This window comes from Streptomyces puniciscabiei, assembly GCF_006715785.1.
GTDB lineage: Bacteria > Actinomycetota > Actinomycetes > Streptomycetales > Streptomycetaceae > Streptomyces > Streptomyces puniciscabiei.
Genome location: NZ_VFNX01000001.1, coordinates 3685777 through 3705718, shown reverse-complemented (window position 1 = coordinate 3705718; position 19942 = coordinate 3685777). Strand labels below are relative to the sequence as shown.

19 protein-coding genes are annotated in these 19942 nt (G+C 72.7%); 4 read left to right on the top strand and 15 right to left on the bottom strand.

What is annotated here, in order from left to right; translation table 11 throughout:
• Positions 1-54 precede the first annotated feature (54 nt).
• On the top strand, positions 55-1935 hold the full coding sequence (locus FB563_RS17105; RefSeq protein WP_199833042.1) for a DUF2339 domain-containing protein: 1881 nt from the start codon (positions 55-57) through the stop codon (positions 1933-1935).
• On the opposite strand, the gene FB563_RS17100 is transcribed toward FB563_RS17105, so the two are convergent.
• Positions 1928-2776 (bottom strand): hypothetical protein, encoded by an 849-nt coding sequence (locus FB563_RS17100; RefSeq protein WP_055710357.1) that lies wholly within the window; start codon positions 2774-2776, stop codon positions 1928-1930. The genes FB563_RS17105 and FB563_RS17100 overlap by 8 nt on opposite strands.
• 73 nt (positions 2777-2849) lie before the next feature.
• On the opposite strand from FB563_RS17100, the gene FB563_RS17095 reads away from it, so the two are divergent.
• On the top strand, positions 2850-3638 hold the full coding sequence (locus FB563_RS17095; protein ID WP_055710356.1) for an SDR family oxidoreductase: 789 nt from the start codon (positions 2850-2852) through the stop codon (positions 3636-3638).
• A gap of 21 nt (positions 3639-3659) precedes the next feature.
• On the opposite strand, the gene FB563_RS42970 is transcribed toward FB563_RS17095, so the two are convergent.
• Both FB563_RS42970 and FB563_RS17085 read right to left on the bottom strand, forming a co-directional pair.
• The gene (locus FB563_RS42970; RefSeq protein ID WP_167528453.1) at positions 3660-3845 is read right to left on the bottom strand and encodes a hypothetical protein; all 186 of its coding nucleotides are present in this window, start codon (positions 3843-3845) and stop codon (positions 3660-3662) included.
• Between the two features lie 35 nt (positions 3846-3880).
• Positions 3881-4879, bottom strand: a complete 999-nt coding sequence (locus tag FB563_RS17085) for a bifunctional lysylphosphatidylglycerol flippase/synthetase MprF (protein ID WP_107100724.1) — start codon at positions 4877-4879, stop codon at positions 3881-3883.
• Between the two features lie 228 nt (positions 4880-5107).
• Here FB563_RS17085 and FB563_RS17080 point away from each other — a divergent pair, with 228 nt between their 5' ends.
• Together FB563_RS17080 and FB563_RS17075 are read left to right on the top strand one after the other, a co-directional pair.
• Positions 5108-6205 (top strand): diacylglycerol/lipid kinase family protein, encoded by a 1098-nt coding sequence (locus tag FB563_RS17080; RefSeq protein ID WP_063797111.1) that lies wholly within the window; start codon positions 5108-5110, stop codon positions 6203-6205.
• Positions 6199-7722, top strand: coding sequence for an MmgE/PrpD family protein (locus FB563_RS17075; RefSeq protein WP_234357873.1), 1524 nt, complete (start codon positions 6199-6201; stop codon positions 7720-7722). Before FB563_RS17080 ends, FB563_RS17075 begins: the two co-directional genes overlap by 7 nt.
• 80 nt (positions 7723-7802) lie before the next feature.
• Here FB563_RS17075 and FB563_RS17070 read toward each other — a convergent pair whose 3' ends face one another.
• The 12 genes from FB563_RS17070 to FB563_RS17015 all read right to left on the bottom strand — a co-directional run bounded on the left by FB563_RS17070 (position 7803) and on the right by FB563_RS17015 (position 19882).
• Entirely contained in the window at positions 7803-9338 is a 1536-nt protein-coding gene (locus FB563_RS17070) for an APC family permease (RefSeq protein ID WP_199832921.1), read from the bottom strand.
• 81 nt (positions 9339-9419) lie between these two features.
• Positions 9420-10640 (bottom strand): beta-ketoacyl-[acyl-carrier-protein] synthase family protein, encoded by a 1221-nt coding sequence (locus FB563_RS17065; protein WP_055708321.1) that lies wholly within the window; start codon positions 10638-10640, stop codon positions 9420-9422.
• Positions 10640-10873, bottom strand: a complete 234-nt coding sequence (locus FB563_RS17060) for an acyl carrier protein (RefSeq protein ID WP_055708322.1) — start codon at positions 10871-10873, stop codon at positions 10640-10642. Before FB563_RS17060 ends, FB563_RS17065 begins: the two co-directional genes overlap by 1 nt.
• Positions 10874-10906: 33 nt before the next feature.
• Entirely contained in the window at positions 10907-11962 is a 1056-nt protein-coding gene (locus FB563_RS17055; RefSeq protein WP_055708323.1) for a beta-ketoacyl-ACP synthase III, read from the bottom strand.
• Positions 11962-12942 (bottom strand): ferritin family protein, encoded by a 981-nt coding sequence (locus tag FB563_RS17050; protein ID WP_055708324.1) that lies wholly within the window; start codon positions 12940-12942, stop codon positions 11962-11964. The genes FB563_RS17055 and FB563_RS17050 overlap by 1 nt, the downstream gene beginning before the upstream one ends.
• A gap of 59 nt (positions 12943-13001) precedes the next feature.
• Entirely contained in the window at positions 13002-13595 is a 594-nt protein-coding gene (locus tag FB563_RS17045; RefSeq protein ID WP_063797113.1) for a flavin reductase family protein, read from the bottom strand.
• A 14-nt stretch (positions 13596-13609) separates the two neighbouring features.
• Positions 13610-14122, bottom strand: a complete 513-nt coding sequence (locus FB563_RS17040) for a hypothetical protein (RefSeq protein WP_055708325.1) — start codon at positions 14120-14122, stop codon at positions 13610-13612.
• A 12-nt stretch (positions 14123-14134) separates the two neighbouring features.
• Complete coding sequence (locus FB563_RS17035) at positions 14135-14632, bottom strand: type II toxin-antitoxin system RatA family toxin (RefSeq protein ID WP_055708326.1); 498 nt, start codon at positions 14630-14632, stop codon at positions 14135-14137.
• A 5-nt stretch (positions 14633-14637) separates the two neighbouring features.
• Positions 14638-15927, bottom strand: coding sequence for an aspartate aminotransferase family protein (locus FB563_RS17030; protein WP_142218758.1), 1290 nt, complete (start codon positions 15925-15927; stop codon positions 14638-14640).
• 91 nt (positions 15928-16018) lie between these two features.
• On the bottom strand, positions 16019-17158 hold the full coding sequence (locus FB563_RS17025; protein WP_055704699.1) for an acyl-CoA dehydrogenase family protein: 1140 nt from the start codon (positions 17156-17158) through the stop codon (positions 16019-16021).
• 26 nt (positions 17159-17184) lie between these two features.
• The gene (locus FB563_RS17020; RefSeq protein ID WP_055704700.1) at positions 17185-18819 is read right to left on the bottom strand and encodes an aldehyde dehydrogenase family protein; all 1635 of its coding nucleotides are present in this window, start codon (positions 18817-18819) and stop codon (positions 17185-17187) included.
• A gap of 43 nt (positions 18820-18862) precedes the next feature.
• Positions 18863-19882 carry a ketoacyl-ACP synthase III family protein gene (locus FB563_RS17015; RefSeq protein WP_055704701.1) on the bottom strand — a complete coding sequence of 340 codons (1020 nt, stop codon included), beginning with the start codon at positions 19880-19882 and terminating at the stop codon, positions 18863-18865.
• Positions 19883-19942: the final 60 nt, after the last annotated feature.

Genomic DNA, 19942 nt, shown 5'->3' with positions numbered 1-19942 from the left:
AACACCGTGGAACACGGCCGAGAACAGAAGACGGGACACGGGGAGTGCCTTCAGGTGGCCACAGCCGAGCCGACACGCGCCGACGACGCCGATCCGGGGCCGGGATCCGGCCCGCGAATACGCCTGTCCGAGCCTGACCCGCACGGTCGCGGGGCTCACGCGGACCACCCGGACGGCCGTACCGACAGTGATCGCCTCGACGTGCCCTCCGGCAGGCTCGCGCGCCTCCTCACCGCCGCCGAGCCCCTGCGGCAGCGGCTGCTCAGGCACCCCGTGCTGTCGATAACGGCCCTCGCCGGGGTCCTGCACATCGTCTGGTTCTTCACGTTCGCGAACAGCGGCGGCGATCTCGCGGCCCAGGACGCGTGGGCGGAGTTCGTCGGCCGGCACCCGGACTCGGCGTACAACCTCGCCTGGTACGGGGGCATGCACCCGGTGTCGTACAGCGTGGTGTCGCCGTATCTGATGGCCGTCCTCGGCGTCCGTACGACCATGATGATCGCCGGGACCGTGTCGGCGGGCCTGCTCACGCTGGTCCTGATCCGCAGCCGGGCGGTGAAGAACCCGCTGTGGGTGTCGCTCGCCGGGGTCGTCGCGCTGCTGTGCAACGCGATCTCGGGCCGGGTGACCTTCGGTCTCGGCACGATGTTCGCGCTCGGCGCGGTCGCGGCCGTCTTCTGCTGGCCGTACCGGTGGCGGCACAAACGCTGGGCGAAGGCGGCGGTGGCCGCCCCGCTGGCCGGCCTGTCCACCATGGCCTCGCCGGTGTCGGGGCTGTTCGTCGGGCTGGTCGCGGTGGCGCTGTTCCTGCAGAAGCGGCGGCCGGGCGCCTGGGCGCTGGGCCTCGCCCCGACGGTGGTGGTCGCCGCCTCGTACTTCCTCTTCCCGTTCTCGGGCACCCAGCCGATGACGATCGGCTCGGTGATCCTGCCCCTGGCGTACGGCCTGCTGTGCCTGTTCCTCGTCCCCCGCCAGTGGGTGACGGTCCGGCTGACGGCGGCCGTCTACAGCGTCGGCGTGGTCCTGGTGTGGCTGATCAGCTCGCAGATCGGGTCGAACATCTCCCGGCTGCCGATGCTGTTCGCGGGCGCCACGCTGGTGGCCGCGCTGCCGTTCACGGTGCGGAAGTCCCGCAAGTGGTACACGGCCGTGCTGGCGCTGCTCGGCTTCGCCGGCTGGATCGGCTTCAAGTCGGTGGACGACATCATCCACACGACCCCGGCCGCGTCCTGGGCCCGCGAGCTCGCCCCGCTCGTGCACCAGCTGCAGCGGGCCGGCGCCGAGAAGGGCCGTGTGGAGGTGGTCCCGGCCCGCTCGCACCGGGAGGCGTCCGCGCTCGCGCCGTACGTCAACCTGGCGCGCGGCTGGAACCGGCAGGCCGACATGGAGCGCAACCCGCTCTTCTACGACGACACCCTCAACTCGGCGAACTACCACGAGTGGCTGCAGCGCTGGGCCGTCCACTTCGTCGTGCTGCCGAAGGACAACCCGGACGGCGACGGCGGCGAGCGGGAGCGGCAACTGCTGCGGCGCGGGATGCCGTATCTGGAGCAGGTGTGGGGCGACGCCAACTGGCAGCTGTTCCGGGTGACCGATCCGACGCCGCTCGCCGAGCCCGACGCGGTGGTGGACCGCGCCGAGCAGGGCGAGATGACGCTGCAGGTGCGCAAGGCCGGGCGGATCCTGATCAGGATCCCCTACTCGCCGTGGCTGAGCGTCGTCGACGAGCACGGGAAGAGTCTGAAGGCGCCGCAGCTGGTCTCCTCCGGGCCGCCGAAGAGGTACCGGAACGTCAACGGGTGCCTGATGGAGACGCCTCAGGACGCGAACGGGGACAAGTGGACGATGCTGCTGGCGCCGCACGCCGGTACGTATCGGCTGGCCGCGCCGTACCAGCTGCCCCGCGGTACGCCCTGCCCGGACGAACTCAAGTAGAGCTGCGCAACCGGTCCACGTAGGTGTCGGTGCCGGGAATCGTCGGGACGAACGGCGCCACAAGCTCCACCCGTCCCAGCCCCGAGCCGGAGACATCCGCGTCCAGCCCGGTGAAGCGGTCCGCCCAGCAGTCCCTCGGATCCGCCTCCAGGAACCACAGGAGCGTCACCCGGGTGTCGAGGCCCTCGACCTGCTTGACGTAGGTCATGCGGTCGCCCGGCAGGGGCGTCGGCCGGAAGACCGTGACCATGGCCGCAGGGGAGCCGGCGAGACGGCGGGGCAGGTGCCGCGCGCGCAGCCACTCGACCAGTTCGGTCCGCTGCTGCGGCGCATCGCTGTCGATCACCTCCAGCACCAGCCCGGCGTAGGGGTGGTCCAGGGCGTGGAAGTCGCGTGGGCCCGCCGCGCCGTCGCGGTAGACCGTCGTCTCGTGGTCCTGGAAGGCCGTGAAGACGTGGGTGCGGTCGCGGTAGACGCGGGAGTCGCGGTTGAGGCGCCGGTTGATGGCGACGGTCCACCTCATGTGCTCGTCGTAGCGGCCGGCGGTGATCCAGTAGGTGGAGAGGTAGCAGCCGGCCGTGACGGGCTGGGCGACGGCCGACTTCTCCGGGTAGCGCAGGAGCTGCAGCTCGCGGGTCGCCACCCAGCGGCGGCCCGCGTACATCCAGGGCATGGCCATCGCGCCGGCGTAGTAGTGGTCGTCCTCGTACCAGCGGTTGTAGGCGTACTCGTGCCCGGGGTGCGGCTCGACCATGGTGATCAGGGCGTGGCCCGGGTGGACGCCGTACGGGCCCACGGCGGCCAGTTCGGCGTACGTCTCGCTGCGGGTGTCCTCGCTCATGCGGTTCCCCTTTCCTGCGGTCGGCCATACTCTGACGCTCCGTCAGATGAAGCGCCATACCGCGGGAGGCACCGTGTCCCTGCTCGCAGGCAAGACAGTGGTCGTATCGGGAGTCGGCGCCGGGCTCGGTCACCAGGTCGCCGCGGCCGTCGTACGGGACGGCGGGAAAGCGGTGCTCGGGGCGCGCACCGAGGCGAACCTCGCCAAGAGCGCGGCGGAGATCGATCCGGACGGCACGCGCACCGCGTACCGGGCGACGGACATCACCGACGAGGGACAGTGCGCGGCGCTGGCCGCGCTGGCGCGGGAGCGGTTCGGGGGGATCGACGCGGTGGTGCAGGTGGCGGCCTGGGACTCGTACTTCGGCGGCGTCGAGGACGCGGACTTCGCGACGTGGCAGTCGGTCATCGACGTCAACCTGCTGGGCACCCTGCGGATGACGCGGGCGTGCCTGCCGGCGCTGCGGGAGGGCGGGGGCGGGTCCGTCGTCTTCATCGGGACGCAGTCGGCCGTGGCCGCGCCCTCGCAGGTGCGGCAGGCGGCGTACGCCGCGTCCAAGGGGGCGCTGACGAGCGCGATGTACTCGCTGGCGCGGGAGCTGGGGCCGCGGCGGATCCGGGTCAACACCGTGCTGCCGGGCTGGATGTGGGGGCCGCCGGTGCAGGCGTACGTCCGGTTCACCGCGCAGACGGAGGGCGTGCCGGAGGCGGAGGTGCTGGGGCGGCTGACGGAGCGGATGGCGCTGCCGGAGCTCGCGACCGACGGGGACGTGGCGGACGCGGTCGTGTTTCTCGCCTCGGACCGGGCGCGGGCCATCACCGGGCAGTCACTGCTGGTCAACGCGGGTGAGCTGATGCGGTGACCGCCCGGACGTGAACCGTGCTCAGGCAGGCTTCGCCGCCGCCCCCGCCGCGGCGGTCATCGCCTCGTCCAGGTCGGCCAGGGCCTGGTCGGCCGCCGCGCCGGTCTCCTCGTTGTCGGGGTCCGCGCCGACGCCCATGAAGAGTTGGATGACGCGGCCGATCGCCTCCTCGACGGGGGAGGCGTCCACGAGATCCTGTTCGGTCATTACGGCCTCGCTTTCGGGTTGATTCGGGTGTGTGCTCACAGCGCGTTGGCCGCGCGGAAGATGTGGGCGAACCCCGTGATGCTCGCGCGGCCCTGGAAGGCCACATACTCGGGGATCACCAGGTCCGGGCCCCACTTCTCCTTGTAGGCGAGCTGGGTGGCGGCCGGGTAGATGCTCTCGCCGTGCTCCCACAGGAAGTGCATCAGCCAGCCGAACCCCGGGCTCGCACCGGGGCGTTCGAACTCCGGGCGCAGGCTGGTGAAGGGGGTGAACCCGAAATGCAGCCACGGTACGCCCTCGGCCTGGAAGGTCTTCATCGCGTGGTCGTTCAGGGACTCCATGATGCCGGGCGAGCCGCCGGGGCGCCGCCGGCACAGGTCGTGCATCCAGCCGGGGTTGTCGCCGTAGACCGGTGAGTACGAGATGTAGCCGACCAGTTCGCCGCCGATCAGCCCGAGGAAGAGCCGGCGGTGGCGCTGTGCGGGGCCGCCGTATTCGCCGACCAGGTACTCCAGCATCCGGGCGTTCTCACCCTTGGTGGGCAGCCACACCTCGTCGATGGCGCGCATCTGCTTCTCCCAGTCCGCCAGTTCACCCTCGACGACGGTGAGGCCGTTGCGGGCCGCCTGGGAGATCTTGTTGCGCAGCTTCATGAACCGGTGCCCGGCGAGCGAGTACGTGGCGAGGTCGACCGCGTAGGACGCGCCGATCTGGTTCACGGTGAAGCCGTGCTGCTCGTAGTGGCCGGCGTCGTGGCGCTGGAGCTGTACGGCGACCACCGGGCGGCCCTGTTCCGCCGCGAAGGCGGTGAAGGCCGAGAGCAGTTCGGGGTAGGCCTCCCGTGGTGCGAAGGGGCCGCCGAACTGGACGACGTACCGGCTCGTCGTGCGGTAGGCGATGAAGCCCGGCCGCCCCGGGAGCGTGAAGTAGGAGTTGCCCGAATTCGCCGCCAGGAAGGCGCTCGGATTGTTCGCGTCCGAGTATTCCCGCAGAGCGCGGAGAACGACATCCTCGATTTCGATCGTTTCGGTCATCATCGCCGTCCTGGGATTCCGGTGCGAACTACCGTACCTCACGTTTATGACAGACCGGATCGCTTACTGGCAAGGGCCGTCGACGGATGAAAACAGCACCTGAGGCCGGGTGTCAGCATCCCGTCAGCACGGAGCTCCGGCCCGTCAGCAAGGCGTCAGCGGAATATCAGAAGGCATAAACAATAATCGATTTCGCATGCCTGTTTCCCTTACGGCAGGAGTATTCCGATGGACCCTGTGAATGCGCGCTCGTCCCCACGCTGCCTGATCATCGCGAATCCGGCCGCCGGGCAGGCTTCCCGGATTCTGGCCGACGAGGTGGCCGAGCGGTGCGCCCGCCTGGGCGTCCCGGCGCGCACGCGCTGGACCGCCGGACGCGGCGACGCGGCGCGGATCGCGGCCCAGGCGGTGGCCGGTGGCTCCGGTCCCGCGCCGGCCGGGGACGACGGGTTGCTGGTGGTGGTGTCCCTGGGCGGTGACGGCACGGTGGCCGAGACCGTCGCCGGCCTGACCCGGGCGGCATCCGAACGGCCCCGGCCGCACGCGCTGTTCGTGGTCCCGGCCGGCACCGGCAACTCCAACTACCGTGCGCACTGGGGCGACAGGCCCTGGCAGGACGCGCTGCGCGCCGCGCTGGGCGGCCCGGAGATCCGGCCGCGGACGCTGGACCTGGCGCGGTTGGCGGAGCTGGACCGGTTCGCCCTGCTCGGCGCGGGCGCCGGGCTGAGCGCGCTGGTCCTGGAGGGTGCCTCGGGTGTCGACTCGTCCGGGCACCGGCGGCTGCAGGCGGGACTGGAACGGGTGGTGGGGCGGTACGAGCCCTACCCCGGGCGGGTCGTGGTGGACGGGACAGTGGTCCACGAGGGGCGGACGCTCTTCGCCAACGTGGGCGGCGGCCGCTACCGGGCCTGGCAGTTCCGGATGATGCCGCACTCCCTGCTGGACGACGGACTGCTCGACGTGTGCGTCGCGGACGCCGCCTACCGGCCCGCCGATCTGCAGGCCGAGCTGCGCGCGGGACGGCACGTGCACTCCCCGCACGTCGTCTACGCCCGCGGGCGCGAGGTGGTCGTCGAGCGCACCGACGGGGCTCCGCTGTGTTTCGAGCACGACGGGGAACTGCTGCCGCGGACCGGGTCCCGGGTCACCCTGGCGGCGGTGCCCCGGGTGCTGCCGGTGCTGTGCGACCCGGAGACCGAGGACGGTGTGCCGGGTCGGGTCGGCGCGGAGGCGGAGGCGGATGCCGAGGCGAAGGCGGAGTTGGATGCGGAGGCCGTCGTACCGTACGGCGTCGAGCCGGGGCGGGCGGGGGCCGGACCGTGGTGACCCTGGCCGAGGAGCTGTCGGACTGGGCGAGCGGGACCCGGCTGGAGGCGGTGCCGGACCGGGTGGCCGGGCTGGCGAAGAGCCAGATCCTCTCCCAGCTGGCCGCCATCCGGGCCGGCCTGGCGCATCCCCTGGGCGGCCGGCTGGTACGGGCCTTCGGGCCGCCGCTGCAGTCCGACCCGCGCGGCAGCGCCCGGGTGCTGGCCGGGCTGGGATCGTGGCTGAACCTCGACGACACCGCCTACGCGGGCCACCTGTCCGTCTCCACCGTCGCCGTCCCGCTCGCCTACGCCCACGCGCTGGGCCTGGACGGCCGGGCACTGCTCACGGCAGTGGTCACGGCGAACGAGTGCGCCGCGCGGCTCACCGCCGCGGCCACCCTCGGGCCGTTCCGGGGCCAGACGGCCGCCCACACCAGTCTGGTCGGCGGCGTCGCCGGCCGGCTGCGCGCCCAGGGCGCGCCCGCCGGACGCTGGGCGGACGCCTTCGCCCTGGCGCTGTCCATGCCGCCGTGGACGCTGTTTCCCGCGTACATCGGCAGCGACGCCCGTGCTCTCGGTGCGCTCCTGCCGGTCGGCATGGCGATGGACGCCTGCGACGCGGCCGAGGCCGGTTTCGGCGGGCTGCGGGACGTCATCGAGCACGACGACGGGTTCCTGGCCCGGTTCGCCACCGTGCCGCTGCCCGAGGTGACGACCGCCGGTCTGGGCAGCCGCTGGCACACCGACACGCTGTCGTTCAAGGTCCGCCCGGGCGGGCCGGGCATCGACGCCGCCGTCGACTGCGCCCTGGACCTGTACCGCGAACTCGGCCTGGGCGCCGGGGGCGTGGCGGTCGCCGAGGTGGTGGTGGAGGCGTCGCTGTACACCGTGCAGGTGGACCGGGCCAGCCGCCCCTACCTGGCCGGCCCGGACACACCGGCCGGCGCGCTGCCGCTGTCCATGGCCTACGCCGTGGCGACCGCGCTGCTGCACGGCGACCTGACCACGGCCGACTTCCGGGCACCCGCCGTACGGGAGGACGCGCGCTGGGCGCTCGCGGAACGCGTGCGGCTGGTGCACGACGAGCGGATGACCCGCGAACTGTTCTCGTCCGTGGCTCCGTTCGGTGAGGCGTTGCGGCAGGCGGGCGAGCGGGCCAAGGAGTGGACGGACCGGTTCACCTCGGCGGCCGGACCGGGCGCCGTCACCCCCGTCCCGGCCCAACCGGCCGATCCGGCAGGCTCGTTGGAGGGCGCGACCAAGCTGACGCCGGCCAGGGTCACCGTGCGCCTCGTCGACGGCAGGACGGCCGTCCGGGAGCGCGGCATCCCGGTCGGCGGCGCCGGAGCGGAGACGGCCCGGAGCCACCCGGAGCTGATGCGCGCCAAGTTCCTGGCGCAGGGCGGCGATCCGGAGACCGCCGCCGTGTTCGCGGAGCTGGAGCGGGCCTCGGCGGCGGAGCTGGGGGACGCGCTACGGGCGGCACTGGCCCGGGACCCCGGTGCCGGGACCGGTGAGGCCGACGGCGCCCGGTGAACGTGGCGGCTCCCCGCCGCGCACGACGATGCCCCCTGAGGGTCAGGGGGCATCGTCGTGCGCGGCCGGTTCGCCCGGTGTCAGGGGTTCCCGGTGCGCGCCGCGGGCTCCTCCTCCGCCGCCGGTGCGGTCGGTACGACGGTGAGGGCCGGCGGGGCGGGCCGGACCGGCTCCGCGGTCTCCCGGACCTCGGTCCTGGCCAGGGCCGCGTACCGGTCGGGGCGAGCGGAGCGGATCCACAGGCCGTAGAGCACGCCGCCCGCGGTCGCGGCGACCAGCAGCCACGGCAGCGCGTGCACGACGGGGTTGCCGGTGCCGGTCAGCACGGAGAAGTTCGCCACCAGCAGCACCACGGAGAAGGCGAGTCCGGCGAAGCTGATCAGCGGGGCCAGCCCGGTGCGCCACCAGTGCCGGTCGGGGCGGTCGCGGAAGAAGCCGACGACGGACAGGGCGGCCGCCGCCTGCAGGACGACGATGCCCAGTGTGCCGACGCCCAGCATGCTCGTCGCCAGGCTGGTGTACGGGTCGAGTCCGGCGAGGGCGAACACCGTGACCAGCCCGACCGTCAGCGTGGTCTGCACCAGGCTGGCCCGGTGCGGCGCGTTGCGCTTCGGGTGGATCGCGTCCAGCCATCGGGGCAGCACCCGTTCGCGGCCGAGGACGTACATGTAGCGGTTGGCCGCGTTGTGCAGGGCGAGCACGCCCGCGAAGAGGCTGGTGCACAGCAGGATCGCCATCACCGAGGTGACGGACTTGTCGAGGTAGTCGTCGCTCAGGTTGAAGAAGAGGTTGCCCAGATCGTGCTTGGCCGTCCTGCGCAGGTGGGACGGGCCGACCGCGCCGACGGCGATCCAACTGGTGAAGGCGTAGAAGACGGTGATGGTGAGGACGGAGATGTACGTCGCCATCGGGACGCTGCGCCTGGGGTTGCGTGACTCCTCCCCGTACAGCGCCGCGGACTCGAAACCGATGTAGGAGGCGAACGCGAACATCGCGGTGACCCCGGCGCCGGTCCCGAGGACGGTGTGCGGCGCGAACGACGTGGCGGGCAGGGCGCCGCCGCCGTGCCGGACGAGCACGGCGATGTCCAGCAGCACCAGGATGCCGATCTCCCCGACGAGCAGGATCTGCAGGACGCGGGCGCTGAAGTCGATCTGGCGGTAACCGAGGACGCCCATCGCGGCGATGCTCAGTGCCGCCCACCCCTCCCAGGGCAGGTGCAGGCCCGCCTGGTCGCCGACGATCCGGCTGAAGTAGGCGAAGGTGCCGACCATGCCGACGGTGGCGGTGTTGTACGACAGCACCGCCACCAGACCGGCGCCGACGGCCGGCGGGCGGCCCAGCCCGCTGGAGACGTAGGTGTAGAAGCCGCCGGCGTTGACGATCCTGCGGCTCATGGCGGCGTAACCCACCGAGAAGCACAGCAGGGTGACGCCGGCGAACAGGAACATCGCCGGCACGCCGGGCCCGTCGCCGATGGCGAAGGCGAGCGGCACGGTGCCGACCAGGGCCGCGAGCGGCGCCGCCGCGGCCACGACCATGATGACGATCTTCCGGGTGCTGAGGGTGGGGCGCAGGCCGTGGGCCGGCCCGTTCCCTGTTGTCGTTGCGGGCATGTCCGACATGGCGAGTCCAACGGGGTGAGGGGACGGGGATGCCGCCGGTGGTGGGGGACGGCCGGCGCGGACGGGACGGGGTCAGGCGGGGGCCAGGACGAGAGCGGCGTTCTGCCCGCCGAAAGCGGCCGACTGGCTCACCGCGAGTGCGGGGGCGAGCGGACGGGCCGTCGTGGGCACGTCGAGCTTGATCCGCGGGTCCAGGTCGGTGAGGTTGGCGGTGGGCGGCACGGTGCCGTGCTCGAGCGACAGGACGGTCAGGGCGGCCTCGGCGGCCCCCGCCGCGCCGAGCATGTGGCCGGTGACGCCCTTGGTCGAGGTGACCAGGGTGTCCGGGCCCAGCACCCGCTCGATCACCTCCGACTCCACCAGGTCGTTCAGCTGGGTCGAGGTGCCGTGGGCGTTGACGTGCCCGATGTCGCTCGGGCCCGCACCGGCGTCGGACAGCGCCGCGCGCAGCGACTGTTCCAGGCCCCGGCCGTCGGGGGCCGGCGCGGTGACGTGGTGGGCGTCGGCGGACATGCCGAAGCCGATCACGCGCGCGCGTACCCGTGCCCCGCGGGCCCGGGCGTCGGCCGCCCGCTCCATGACGAGGACCGCCGCCCCCTCCCCCGCGACGAATCCGTCCCGGGCGGCGTCGAACGGCCGGGAGGCCCCGGCCGGATCGTCCTGCCGGGTGGACAGGGCGCCCATCTGGGCGAACGCGGCGATCACCAGCGGGGTGACCATGGCCTCGGTGCCGCCCGCGACGACGATGTCGCAGCGGTGCAGGTTCAGCAGGTCCCGGGCCACTCCGATGGCCGTGGTGCCCGACGCGCAGGCGGTGGCCACCACGAGGCTGGGGCCGGTGGTGCCCAGCTCGATCGACACCCGGCCGGCCGCCAGGTTCGACAGGTGCATCGGCAGCAGCTGCGGGGAGACCTTCCTGGCGGACGACTCCAGCAGCACGCGCGCCTGCGCCTCCAGGGTGGCGGCGCCGTAGCCGCCGCAGCCGAGCACCACCCCGACACGGGAGCCGTCCCAGGTCCCGGGGTCCAGGCCGGCGTCGGCGAGTGCCTCGCGTACGGCGACGAGCGCGAACTGCACGAACGGGTCGAGCCGGCGCGCCACCCGGCCACCGAGCAGGGCCACCGGATCGAAGTCCGGTACCCGGCAGGAGATGTGGACCAGGTTGTCGTGGAGCACCGGGTCCGCTGCGGCGGTGGGCCGGCCCGCGCGGACCCGGTCCCACGACGCGGCCACGCCGACCCCGGCCGGGGTGACCATGCCGAGCCCGGTCACCGCTATGGCGTGGTCCGTCATCACGCCGCCTTGGTGGCTCGGGTAGTGAGGGCCTCGACGATCGGGCCGACGCGCCGCAGCTCGATGAGGTCCTCCTCGGAGACGTCGGCCCCGAACCTCTCCTGCAGTGCCAGGGAGAGCTCGACGAGTTCCAGCGAGTCGAACTCCAGGTCCTCCAGGCTGGCGTCGGGGGTGATCCTGTCCTCGGGCACCTGGAAGGAAACGACCAGGACTTCCTTGAACTGCTCGTACATCGGTTCTCCTTGATCTGATGGGTCGTTGGGGTCTCAGCGCGGGTCGTCCTGTGCGGCGGTCTCCGTCAGCGCGGTGACGTCGGGCCAGACGAGGGTGGTCGCGGCCCAGGTGAGTCCGGAGCCGAACGCCACCAGCAGGGACCGGTGGCCCGGCCGCAGCGCCCCGGACAGTGCAGACTCGGCGAGCAGCAGGGGGATCGAGGCGGCGCCGGTGTTGCCGACCCGGTCGATGTTGGCGAGCCTGCGTTCCGGCTCGATGCCGAGTTTCTCGGCGACCGAGTCGCAGATCCTGGCGTTGGCCTGGTGGGCGGCGAGCCGGTCGACGTCCGCGAGGTCCCACCCGGTGCGTTCCAGCGCGTCGAGCGACGCCTGCCGCATGCGCTGCACCGCGTGCCGGTAGGTCTCCTTGCCCCGCATCCGCAGATAGCGGTCCGCGCGGTCGGGTACGGTCCCCGCGGACCGCTGCCGGGAACCGCCGGCCGGCACCTGGAGCAGTTCCGCCAGGTCCCCGTCGCTGCCCAGGACGCAGGGGCCGACGGCGCCCGGCTCCGCCCGCTCCCCGGCCCGCAGGACCACGGCGCCGGCGCCGTCGCCGAGGATGGCCGCGGTGTTGCGGTCCAGCGGGTCGCGGATCAGGCTCAGGGTCTCCGCGCCGATCACCAGGACGCGGCGGGCGGTGCCGGCCGCGATCAGCCCGGACGCCAGGGACAGGCTGTAGAGGAACCCGGAGCAGGCGGCGGTGACGTCGAAGGCGCCGACGCCGCCGAGACCGAGCCGGGCGGCGACGGCGGGTGCCGTGGCGGGGCAGAAGTTCCAGTCGGGTGTGGTCGAGGTCAGGACGACCGCGTCCACCCGGCTGTCGCCGTCGGCCTTGAGCGCCAGCCGCCCCGCCTGTACGGCCAGGTCGCCGGTGGACGTGGGCGGGTCGACGTGGCGGCGCTCGCGTATCCCGATCCGCGCCCTGATCCAGGCGTCGGAGGTGTCCAGCCCCCGGGCGATCTCGTCGTTGCCGACGGCCCGGGGCGGCAGGCAGGCGCCGATCCCGGTGATCACCGCGGCGGGGACGGCGGGGGCGGGCTGCCGGGCCATCACCGCTCCTGCGGGGCGCCGCCGAGGCCCATGTAGGCCATGCGGACCTCGGCCATCTCGTCGGTCCACTGCTCGGCCATGGCGTACCGCTCCTCCGGCTCGGTGTCGAGCAGCCGGCGGCCGGGCCAGACCTCGTAGTCCTTCAGCAGTTCGGTGTGGTCCTGCATGCCCTTCTGGAACAGGTGCTCGCGGGGCAGCACGATCTCCTTGTCGGGCACCTCGTTCCACAGCTGCAGCCCCTCCTGGATGATCTGCTCCAGGCGGGGCCGGTAGCCGGGGTTCTCGAGGAGCGCGTCGCGGATGATGGTGCTGCCGACGGTCAGGTGCCGGATCTCGTCGATGGCCGCGCCGTGCGCGATCTCGCCGGCCGCCGGGTCCAGCAGGTCCCATTTGCGCTCGCTGAGTTCGGCGGCGGGCGCGAGCACGCCCTCGACGACGATGGTGAAGATGGCCACCGCGCCGATGAAGTCCCTGGGGTCGCTGACGATCGGCACCGCCCACCGCTCCAGCGGGTCCAGCACCCGGGCGCGGTAGTCGGCGGCCAGGTCGGCGATGTAGGCGAGCAACTCGCCCTGGGGGACACCGAGTTCGACCAGGTGCTGGCGGAAGACCCGGGCGTGCCGTGCCTCGTCGAGGAGCTGGGTGGCGAAGAACTCCATCTCCGGGACGCCGGAGGCGTTGGTCACGTAGTGGCCGAGGATGCGGGTGGCGCGCTCCTCGGAGACCGCGCGCAGGCCCAGTTCGTGGATCAGGGCCTCGCGCAGTGGGCCGGGCTCGCGCATGTGGGCCGGCGTGGCCGCCTCCGCGCTGTGTCCGGTCTCCGTCCGCCCGGCCAGCGTGCCCTGGGCCACGCCGCGCAGCCAGTAGGCGACGTTGCAGCGTTCCGGGGTGAGGGTGAGCTCCTTGGCCCCGTCGAGCAGCCCGGGAGCGGTGTCCCAGGCGGTCTCCTGAGGGATGTCCGCGGGGATCTCGGTGGTCATGAGGGCTTCTTTCCTTTCGCTGGCGGGGAGCTCGGGCCGGTCCGGGGCGGGCGGGCCGGTCACTCCAGGGCGGTGGCGCCCGTACGGGCCGGGTCGTGCCGGTTGCCGCGGCGCTCGCGCAGTTCGCGGGTCTCCGCGGCGAACAGCCGCCCGTCGAGGTTGAGCAGCGGGCTGCCGGAGCCGGCCCGGCCGTCCACCACCTCGGCGATCAGCAGGTCGTGGTCACCGGCCGGGTGGCGGGCGGTGACCCGGCAGGACAGCGTGGCGAGCGTGCGGTCCAGCGCGGGGGCGCCGGTCACCGGGTCGCTGTGCCAGTCCAGCAGCGCGAACTGTGCCTCGTCGGCGGGCCGTTCGGGGTTGGCGAACCAGTCGGCCACCAGGGCCTGGCGGTTGGTCAGCAGGTTGGCGGTGAAGCAGCCCGCGGTGGTGGCGAGCCGGGTGAAGGCGGAGCCGGTCCGGAGGCAGACGCTGATCAGGAGCGGATCGCGGGACACCGCGCTGACGGCGCTGACCGTGGTGCCGTGGACGGCTCCGCGGTGTGCCGCGGTCAGGACGCAGACCCCGGTGGCCAGCCTGCGGAGGGCGGCGCGGCGGGGTGCCGCGGCGCCGCCGTCCGCGGCTGGGGCCGGCAGCGGTTCGGCGGTGGTGGTCACCTGTCCGCTGCCTGTCACGCGTGGCTCGGATCACGAGGCACGCGTTGCTCGGAGGAGGCGGGCCGGTCCGCGACGCCGTCCGAGGTCACCGGCCTCAGGTTCGCGATCAGCCGCTGGAACTCCGCGTTGGGCTCGGGCTCGAAGGGCAGCCCGAACGGCTTGAGGAAGTTGCCGAAGATCCCGCGGTCGCCGAACAGGTGGAAGGGGATCGCCAGCAGCGCCCACTCGGGCCCCGCGAGCCAGATCCACAGCCCGACCACGGCGCTCTGGGTGACCAGGCTGTGCATGGTGTTGTAGGCCATGTAGTAGCCGCGGTGGATACGGTGGTCCGGGCTGCGCCGGTAGGCGATCGCGCCGGGGATGTACCCGAGGACGTCGATGTAGAGGAACAGGACGGCGGCGTGCACCCAGTTCACGTCGCCCGCGTGGGCGATGAGCAGACCGGTCGACACCAGGAAGCCGACCACGTACTCGGCGCGGTGCAGACGGTAGGTCGTCGGTGTCTCGAATTGGTTGGCGTGGTCCATCGTGTGCCTCCTTCACCGGGTCCCGGAGCCGACGCCGAGCCCGGAGGCGGTGAGGTCGTCGTCGCCGAGGATCCGCGCGCCGCCGAACAGGCCGGTGACGGCGCGTGCGACGGTCTCCTTGATCACCCGCTCGGCGATCGGGTCGAGGATGCTCTCCATGCTCGCGATGCCGAAGTCGAAGTCGGCCCGGAAGTGCACGGCACAGCCGCCGCCCGGGCGGGCGGTGAGCTGCCAGGCGCCGGACATGGTGTCGAAGTCGCCCTCGACCTGTTCGAACTCGATCCGTCCGTCGGCCGGCCGGAACGTCTCCCGCTCGGTCCAGCACAGCAGCCCGCTGCGGAAGTTCAGCTCCCAGCTGGAGCGGCCGGTCTCGTGCGGCAGGGTCTGGTGGACCTCGGCGGACCTCACGTGCCGGGTCAGCTCGGGGTACTTCTCGAACCGCACGAGTTCCGGCAGGGCGTCCGCGGGCCCCACCCCGTCGATCTCGGCGTTCAGTTCGACACGTCGCATGGTGATCAGCCGCCTTCCGGCATCCGGGCGCGGCGATCGACGAGATCGCGGGTCGCGCGGTCGAGGGAGTCGAGCAGGTGGTCGGCCTCGGCGTCGCCGAGCAGCGCGGGCGGGGTGAGGCGCACCACCGCGCTGCCGGTCATGGAGTGGTTGGCGACGACGCCGTGGTTGAACAGTTCCAGGAGCAGCTCGCCGGCCAGTCCGGCGTCGGCGAACTCCATTCCGATGAGCAGGCCCTGGCCCCGTACGTCCACCACGAGGTCCTGGCAGTTCTCCCGGACGATGCGCTCGATGTCCGGCAGCAGCCGCTCGCCGAGGACCTCGGCCCGCTTGACCAGTCCGTCCTCCTGGATGGCGGCGATCGCGCCCTGGACGCCGGCCATCAGCAGCGGGGCACCGGAGAACGTCCCGGTGTGGATGAACGGGTCCTTGTCGAAGGGCTTGAAGGTGCGGGCGTCGGCGAGGGCGGCCGAGACCGGTACCACTCCGCCGCCCAGCGCCTTCCCGGTGAGCAGGACGTGCGGCGTGACGCCGTACAGGTCGGCCCCCCACCAGGCGCCGAGCCGTCCCAGACCGGTCTGGATCTCGTCCAGGACGAGGAAGCCCTCGTACTGGCGCACCAGCTGTTCGACGCCGGGCAGATAGCCGGGCGGCGGCAGGATGACGCCGCCCTCGCCCTGCACCGGTTCGACGATGACGCACACCTCGCCGGGGTGCGCGGCAAGTTCCTTCTCCAGCGCTTCGAGGTCCCCGAAGGGGATGTGGGTGACATCCGGCAGCAGGGGCCGGAAGGGCCGCTGGTAGACGTCCTTCGCCGTCACCGACAGGGCGCCGAGCGTCTTGCCGTGGTAGCCCTGCGCCATCGACACCAGGCGGCGCCGGCCGCCTGCGCGGGCCAGCTTGAGCGCGGTCTCCACCGCCTCGGTGCCCGAGAGCGAGAAGTGCACCCGGTCGAGTCCGGCAGGGGCCACCGCGGTCAGTGCCTCGGCGGCGCGGGCGACGGCCGGTTCCAGCAGGATGCGGGTGGCGACCGGGTTGGCGGCCAGCTGCTCCTCGACGGCCGCGAGGACCCGCGGGTGCCGGGCGCCCATGATGAGGACGCCGTAGCCGCCGCAGTTCAGCAGCCGCTCGCCGTCGTGGGTGTACACCCACGGACCGTCGGAGGACACCTCCATGTGCCCGCCGAACAGGTCGGCGACGGTGGCACGGCCCTTGCTCAGGTGCCGGCGGTACAGGTCGAGGATCTCGTCCAGGCCGTCGGGCGGGGGTGCGGTGCTCGGTGTGTGCGCGGTCATGACGTCGTTCCCTGTCGTGGATGCCATGGGTGCCGTGGGTGCCGGGGGTGCCGGGGGTGCCGTCCGGGGGGCGTGCGCCGGGGTCCGGCGGTCACGCCAGGACCAGCGGCCCGCCGGACAGGAAGTCCACCAGCGCCTCGGCGGTGCTGGTGCGGGACGGCGGGTGGAAGGCGAGCGGGCGCACGGCGGAGGCCAGGTACGCGGTCTCGGCGGAGCCGATGAACTCCATCCCGCCGAGCAGTTCGACGGCCAGCGCGGCGGCCTCGACCAGCAGCTCCTGCACCGAGAAGCGGGTGACCAGGGTGCCGGCCACGGTGGACTCGCTGATCTCGCCGTCCCGGATGGTGCGGGCCATGCCCTCGGTCAGCTCGATCGCGGCCTCGGTGCGCAGGGCGAGCGTGGCGCGGTCGGTGACCGAACCGCGGCCGCGCTCGAGGACCCGGGCGGTGAGCGCGCTCGCGGCACCCGTGTAGGCGGCGGTGATCAGCAGCTCGAACCAGATGAACCCGGCGGTCTGCAGATCGTCGAAGCGGGCCGGGTCGTCGGCGGTGGCGCGGACGAACAGCTCCTCCTCGACGAAGACGTTCTCCAGCCGCACCTCGTCGCTCTCCGCGCCGCCCAAGATGTCGCTGGACCAGAAGGGGTGCCGGGAGATGCCGGGCCGGTCGGCGGGGAGCACGGCCATGGCCAGCTCGGGTACACCGCCCTCGCCGGGCAGCGTCACGCCGAGGGTCAGCAGGTCCATCGAGTGCGACAGGCTGCACGGCTTCTTGGCGCCGTTGACGAGGAAGCCGCCCTCGGCCGGGGTCGCGGTCATGGCGGGGTTGAGGATGTTCTGCTCGGTACGGCCCTCGGCCCAGCCGGAGGCCATCAGCAGCCGCTCGGGGGCCACCCGGCGCATCAGCGCGGCCTGGGGGCCGGTGAGACGGGACAGCTCGGGGTCCAGGGCGAGCAGGGTGGCGACCGTGAAGTGGTGCATGGTCGCGGCGGCGCCGAGCGACGGGGAGTGGGCGCCGATGGCGCGCATCACCCGTACCGCGTCCAGCGGGTCGGCCTCCCGGCCGCCGAGCGCGGCGGGCACCAGCAGCGCGGCACCGTCGTGCGCCCGGAACAGGTCGATCACCTTGCTGCCGGGCCGCTCGCGCTCGGCGAACGGGATCCCGGCGAGCGCGCCGATCAGCCCGGGGTGGTGCTTCTCGCAGGCGGCGACGGCCGTGTCGAGGGAACGCATGGGAATGTCTCGCTTCCGTTGGGATGTCAGGACTCGAAGACGGCGGCGCGCGGTGACACGTCGTGCGCCACGCTCACGCCCTGCAGGCGCGAGGTCTTGAGCATCGGGTAGTTGGCCTCACCGAAGACGCCGCTGGTCAGGCCGGTGCCGCCATGCGTGGGGAGGTAGGGAACCGTGCCGATGTGGGAGTCGTTGATCTTCAGCAGGCCGCCGTTGCGCACGGTGCGGACGACGTGGTCGATGACCTCGGGGCCGCTGCTCCACAGGGAGTTGCGCAGGCCGTACGCGTTGGAGTTGACGAAGTCGATCATCCGCTCGAGGAGGAGGTCGTCGGCGGCCGGTTCCGGCACCACCACCGGGATGAGCGGGAAGAACGTCTCCAGCCGCACGATGTCGAGGTCGCGTGGATCGCCGGGGCCGTCCACCCGGACCACCGTGGGTTCCAGGAACACCCCCGCCTCCGACGGGGTGCCGTCCAGTTCGATCCGCCGTCCGCCGCACACGATCCGGGCGCCGGCGTCGGTGGCCTCGCGCAGCAGGGCGAAGAAGCGCTCGCTGCGGCGCACCGGCGACAGCAGCACGTCCTCGTCCTCGGGCAGGCCGGGGGTGATGTCCGCGGCCAGCCGGGCCACCCGGTCCAGCAGGGCGTCGGCGACGGCGGGGTGGGCGACCACACAGTTGGGCACCATGCAGATCTGTCCCGACCCGTAGAACGCCTCGGTGATCGCCTCGGCGGCCCGGTCGAGGTCGGCGTCCTTCCAGACCACCACGGTGTCGTTGCCGGCCAGTTCGAGCACCGGTTTCTTGCCGTGGGCCACGCACTCCCGCTCGAAGCGCATGCCCTGCTCGCTGTCGCCGAAGTAGAAGACGTCGCTCACCTTGGGGTGCGCCAGCCAGCGGTCGATGATCTGCCGGGGTTTGCCGCAGATCAGGTTGAGCGTGCCGGCGGGCGCGCCGAGTTCGGCCAATGCCGGCGCGACCAGTTCCCGCAGGATGTACATCGTGCTGAGGGCGATGCTGCGGGGCGCCCGGACCACCACGGTGTTGCCGGCCATCAGCACCAGGACGGAGAGCGCGGCCATCGCCGCCGGAGCGTTCTGCGGCGGGTTGACGCACACCACCCCGTCGGGCTGCCTCCGGACGATGAGCCGCCGGTCCCCGTGCTGGAACTCCTGGTGCATCTGCTGCGCGTAGAACGCGCGGTTGGTGTCGCCGAACAGCGTGAGCAGTCCGGTGAGTTCCCAGCGGGCGAGCTTGCGCGGGTGGGCCTCGGCGGCGAGCAGGTCCAGCAGCCGGTCCCAGTGCTCCAGCAGGCGTTCGCGGACCAGCCGGCCCAGTTCCAGCCGGTCCGCCAGGGGTACGGCGGCCCACTCCGGGAAGGCCGCCGCGGCGGCGTCGCTCGCGCTGTCGATGTCCGCGTCGGCGACGACCGCGCAGCGCCCCACCACATAGGGGTGCTGGGCGGCCGGAGAGGCCGGGTCGGGGTCCTTCTCCAGCGCCCGCTTCAGCTTGAGGCTGGTGAAGACGTCCTCCAGCAGGGAGCGGGAACTGACCGTGTACACCCAGCCGTTGCCCTCGACGTCCTTGTCGCCGATGTACGAGCTGTAGCTGAGCAGGGGGGTGGTCCTGGCCCGGGGGCTGCCCGGCGTGGCGTCTACCACTGTCGTGATCTCCTCGAGGCGTGGTCGTGGCGGTGACGGGCGGTCACCACGAAGGGGTGCCGAGGATCTGCAGCACGGCGATCGTGAAGCTGTGGCCCACCCCGACACCGACGAGGAGCACGTGGTCGCCCTGGGCGACGGCCCGGGTGCGCAGCAGGTGGTCCAGGCCCACGAACTGGTCGGCGCCGCCCATGTGTCCGGTGACCCGGCCGACCTCCCACAGCGACTGCTTCTCGGAGAAGCCGAGCGCGTCGTAGTTCTCGGCGCGCCCGCCACCGCGGTGGATGAACGGCAGGACCGCGCGGGAGATGTCCTCCCGGCCGACTCCGGCCTCCTCCAGGGCGGTGTTCACGGCCTTGGAGAGGGTGGCCTCGTACCGCTCCCAGGCGCCGACGGCGCCGGGCGTGGACGCGAACGCCTCCAGGCGCCGCATGATCCGGATCGGCAGTTCCATGCCGGGCGCGGTGCGGAACTCCTCGGCGCCGCGGCCGGCCGGCTCCAGGGAGCTGTCGCCCAGGGACACCAGGGACACGATCCTGGCCAGGCCGCCCTCGGTGGAGACCGTCAGCGCGCCGGCGCCGTCGCCGTAGACCAGGTTGGCCTGCTCGTTCCAGCGGTCCATGGCCGGGGCCGCGAAGCGGTCGGCGGTGGTGACCAGGGCGTGCCGGCCGGCGCCGGCGGCCAGGTGGGACACGGCGAACTGGAGCCCGGCCATGGCGCAGTTGCTGCGCTGCTGGATGTCGACGGCGAAGGTGTGCCGGCCGGCGCAGTTGCCCGCGACGTAGCTCGCCGTCGCCCACATGTCCAGGCCCTGGAACCAGACGCTGCCGTGCGTCAGCAGGTCGAACCGGTCGGCCGCGATGCCGGACCGGGCGACGGCCTGACGGCCGGCCTCGACCGCCATGTCCGGCGGGGCGATCGACTCCGCGATGGTGATCGACTCGTATCCGAGGTCGCTGTGCGCTTCGTCCACCAGCCCCTCGGCGACGGCCTCGGCCATCGGTTTCGCCGCCGGCAGGAAGATGCCGGTGCTCGCGATGAAGACGTCCTGGGTCAGGCGCATGGTTGTCGTTCCCCAATCCGTAGGTCCTGGGTGCGTGGGCGCTGGTCCTGGGTGTGTGGC

Coding starts and splice junctions, on each gene's coding strand:
- FB563_RS17100 (WP_055710357.1), bottom strand. CDS start 2,776: ATGAGCGAGGACACCCGCAGCGAGACGTACGCCGAACTGGCCGCCGTG.
- FB563_RS42970 (WP_167528453.1), bottom strand. CDS start 3,845: ATGACCGAACAGGATCTCGTGGACGCCTCCCCCGTCGAGGAGGCGATC.
- FB563_RS17085 (WP_107100724.1), bottom strand. CDS start 4,879: ATGACCGAAACGATCGAAATCGAGGATGTCGTTCTCCGCGCTCTGCGG.
- FB563_RS17080 (WP_063797111.1), top strand. CDS start 5,108: ATGGACCCTGTGAATGCGCGCTCGTCCCCACGCTGCCTGATCATCGCG.
- FB563_RS17070 (WP_199832921.1), bottom strand. CDS start 9,338: ATGCCCGCAACGACAACAGGGAACGGGCCGGCCCACGGCCTGCGCCCC.
- FB563_RS17065 (WP_055708321.1), bottom strand. CDS start 10,640: ATGACGGACCACGCCATAGCGGTGACCGGGCTCGGCATGGTCACCCCG.
- FB563_RS17060 (WP_055708322.1), bottom strand. CDS start 10,873: ATGTACGAGCAGTTCAAGGAAGTCCTGGTCGTTTCCTTCCAGGTGCCC.
- FB563_RS17055 (WP_055708323.1), bottom strand. CDS start 11,962: ATGGCCCGGCAGCCCGCCCCCGCCGTCCCCGCCGCGGTGATCACCGGG.
- FB563_RS17050 (WP_055708324.1), bottom strand. CDS start 12,942: ATGACCACCGAGATCCCCGCGGACATCCCTCAGGAGACCGCCTGGGAC.
- FB563_RS17040 (WP_055708325.1), bottom strand. CDS start 14,122: ATGGACCACGCCAACCAATTCGAGACACCGACGACCTACCGTCTGCAC.
- FB563_RS17035 (WP_055708326.1), bottom strand. CDS start 14,632: ATGCGACGTGTCGAACTGAACGCCGAGATCGACGGGGTGGGGCCCGCG.
- FB563_RS17030 (WP_142218758.1), bottom strand. CDS start 15,927: ATGACCGCGCACACACCGAGCACCGCACCCCCGCCCGACGGCCTGGAC.
- FB563_RS17025 (WP_055704699.1), bottom strand. CDS start 17,158: ATGCGTTCCCTCGACACGGCCGTCGCCGCCTGCGAGAAGCACCACCCC.
- FB563_RS17015 (WP_055704701.1), bottom strand. CDS start 19,882: ATGCGCCTGACCCAGGACGTCTTCATCGCGAGCACCGGCATCTTCCTG.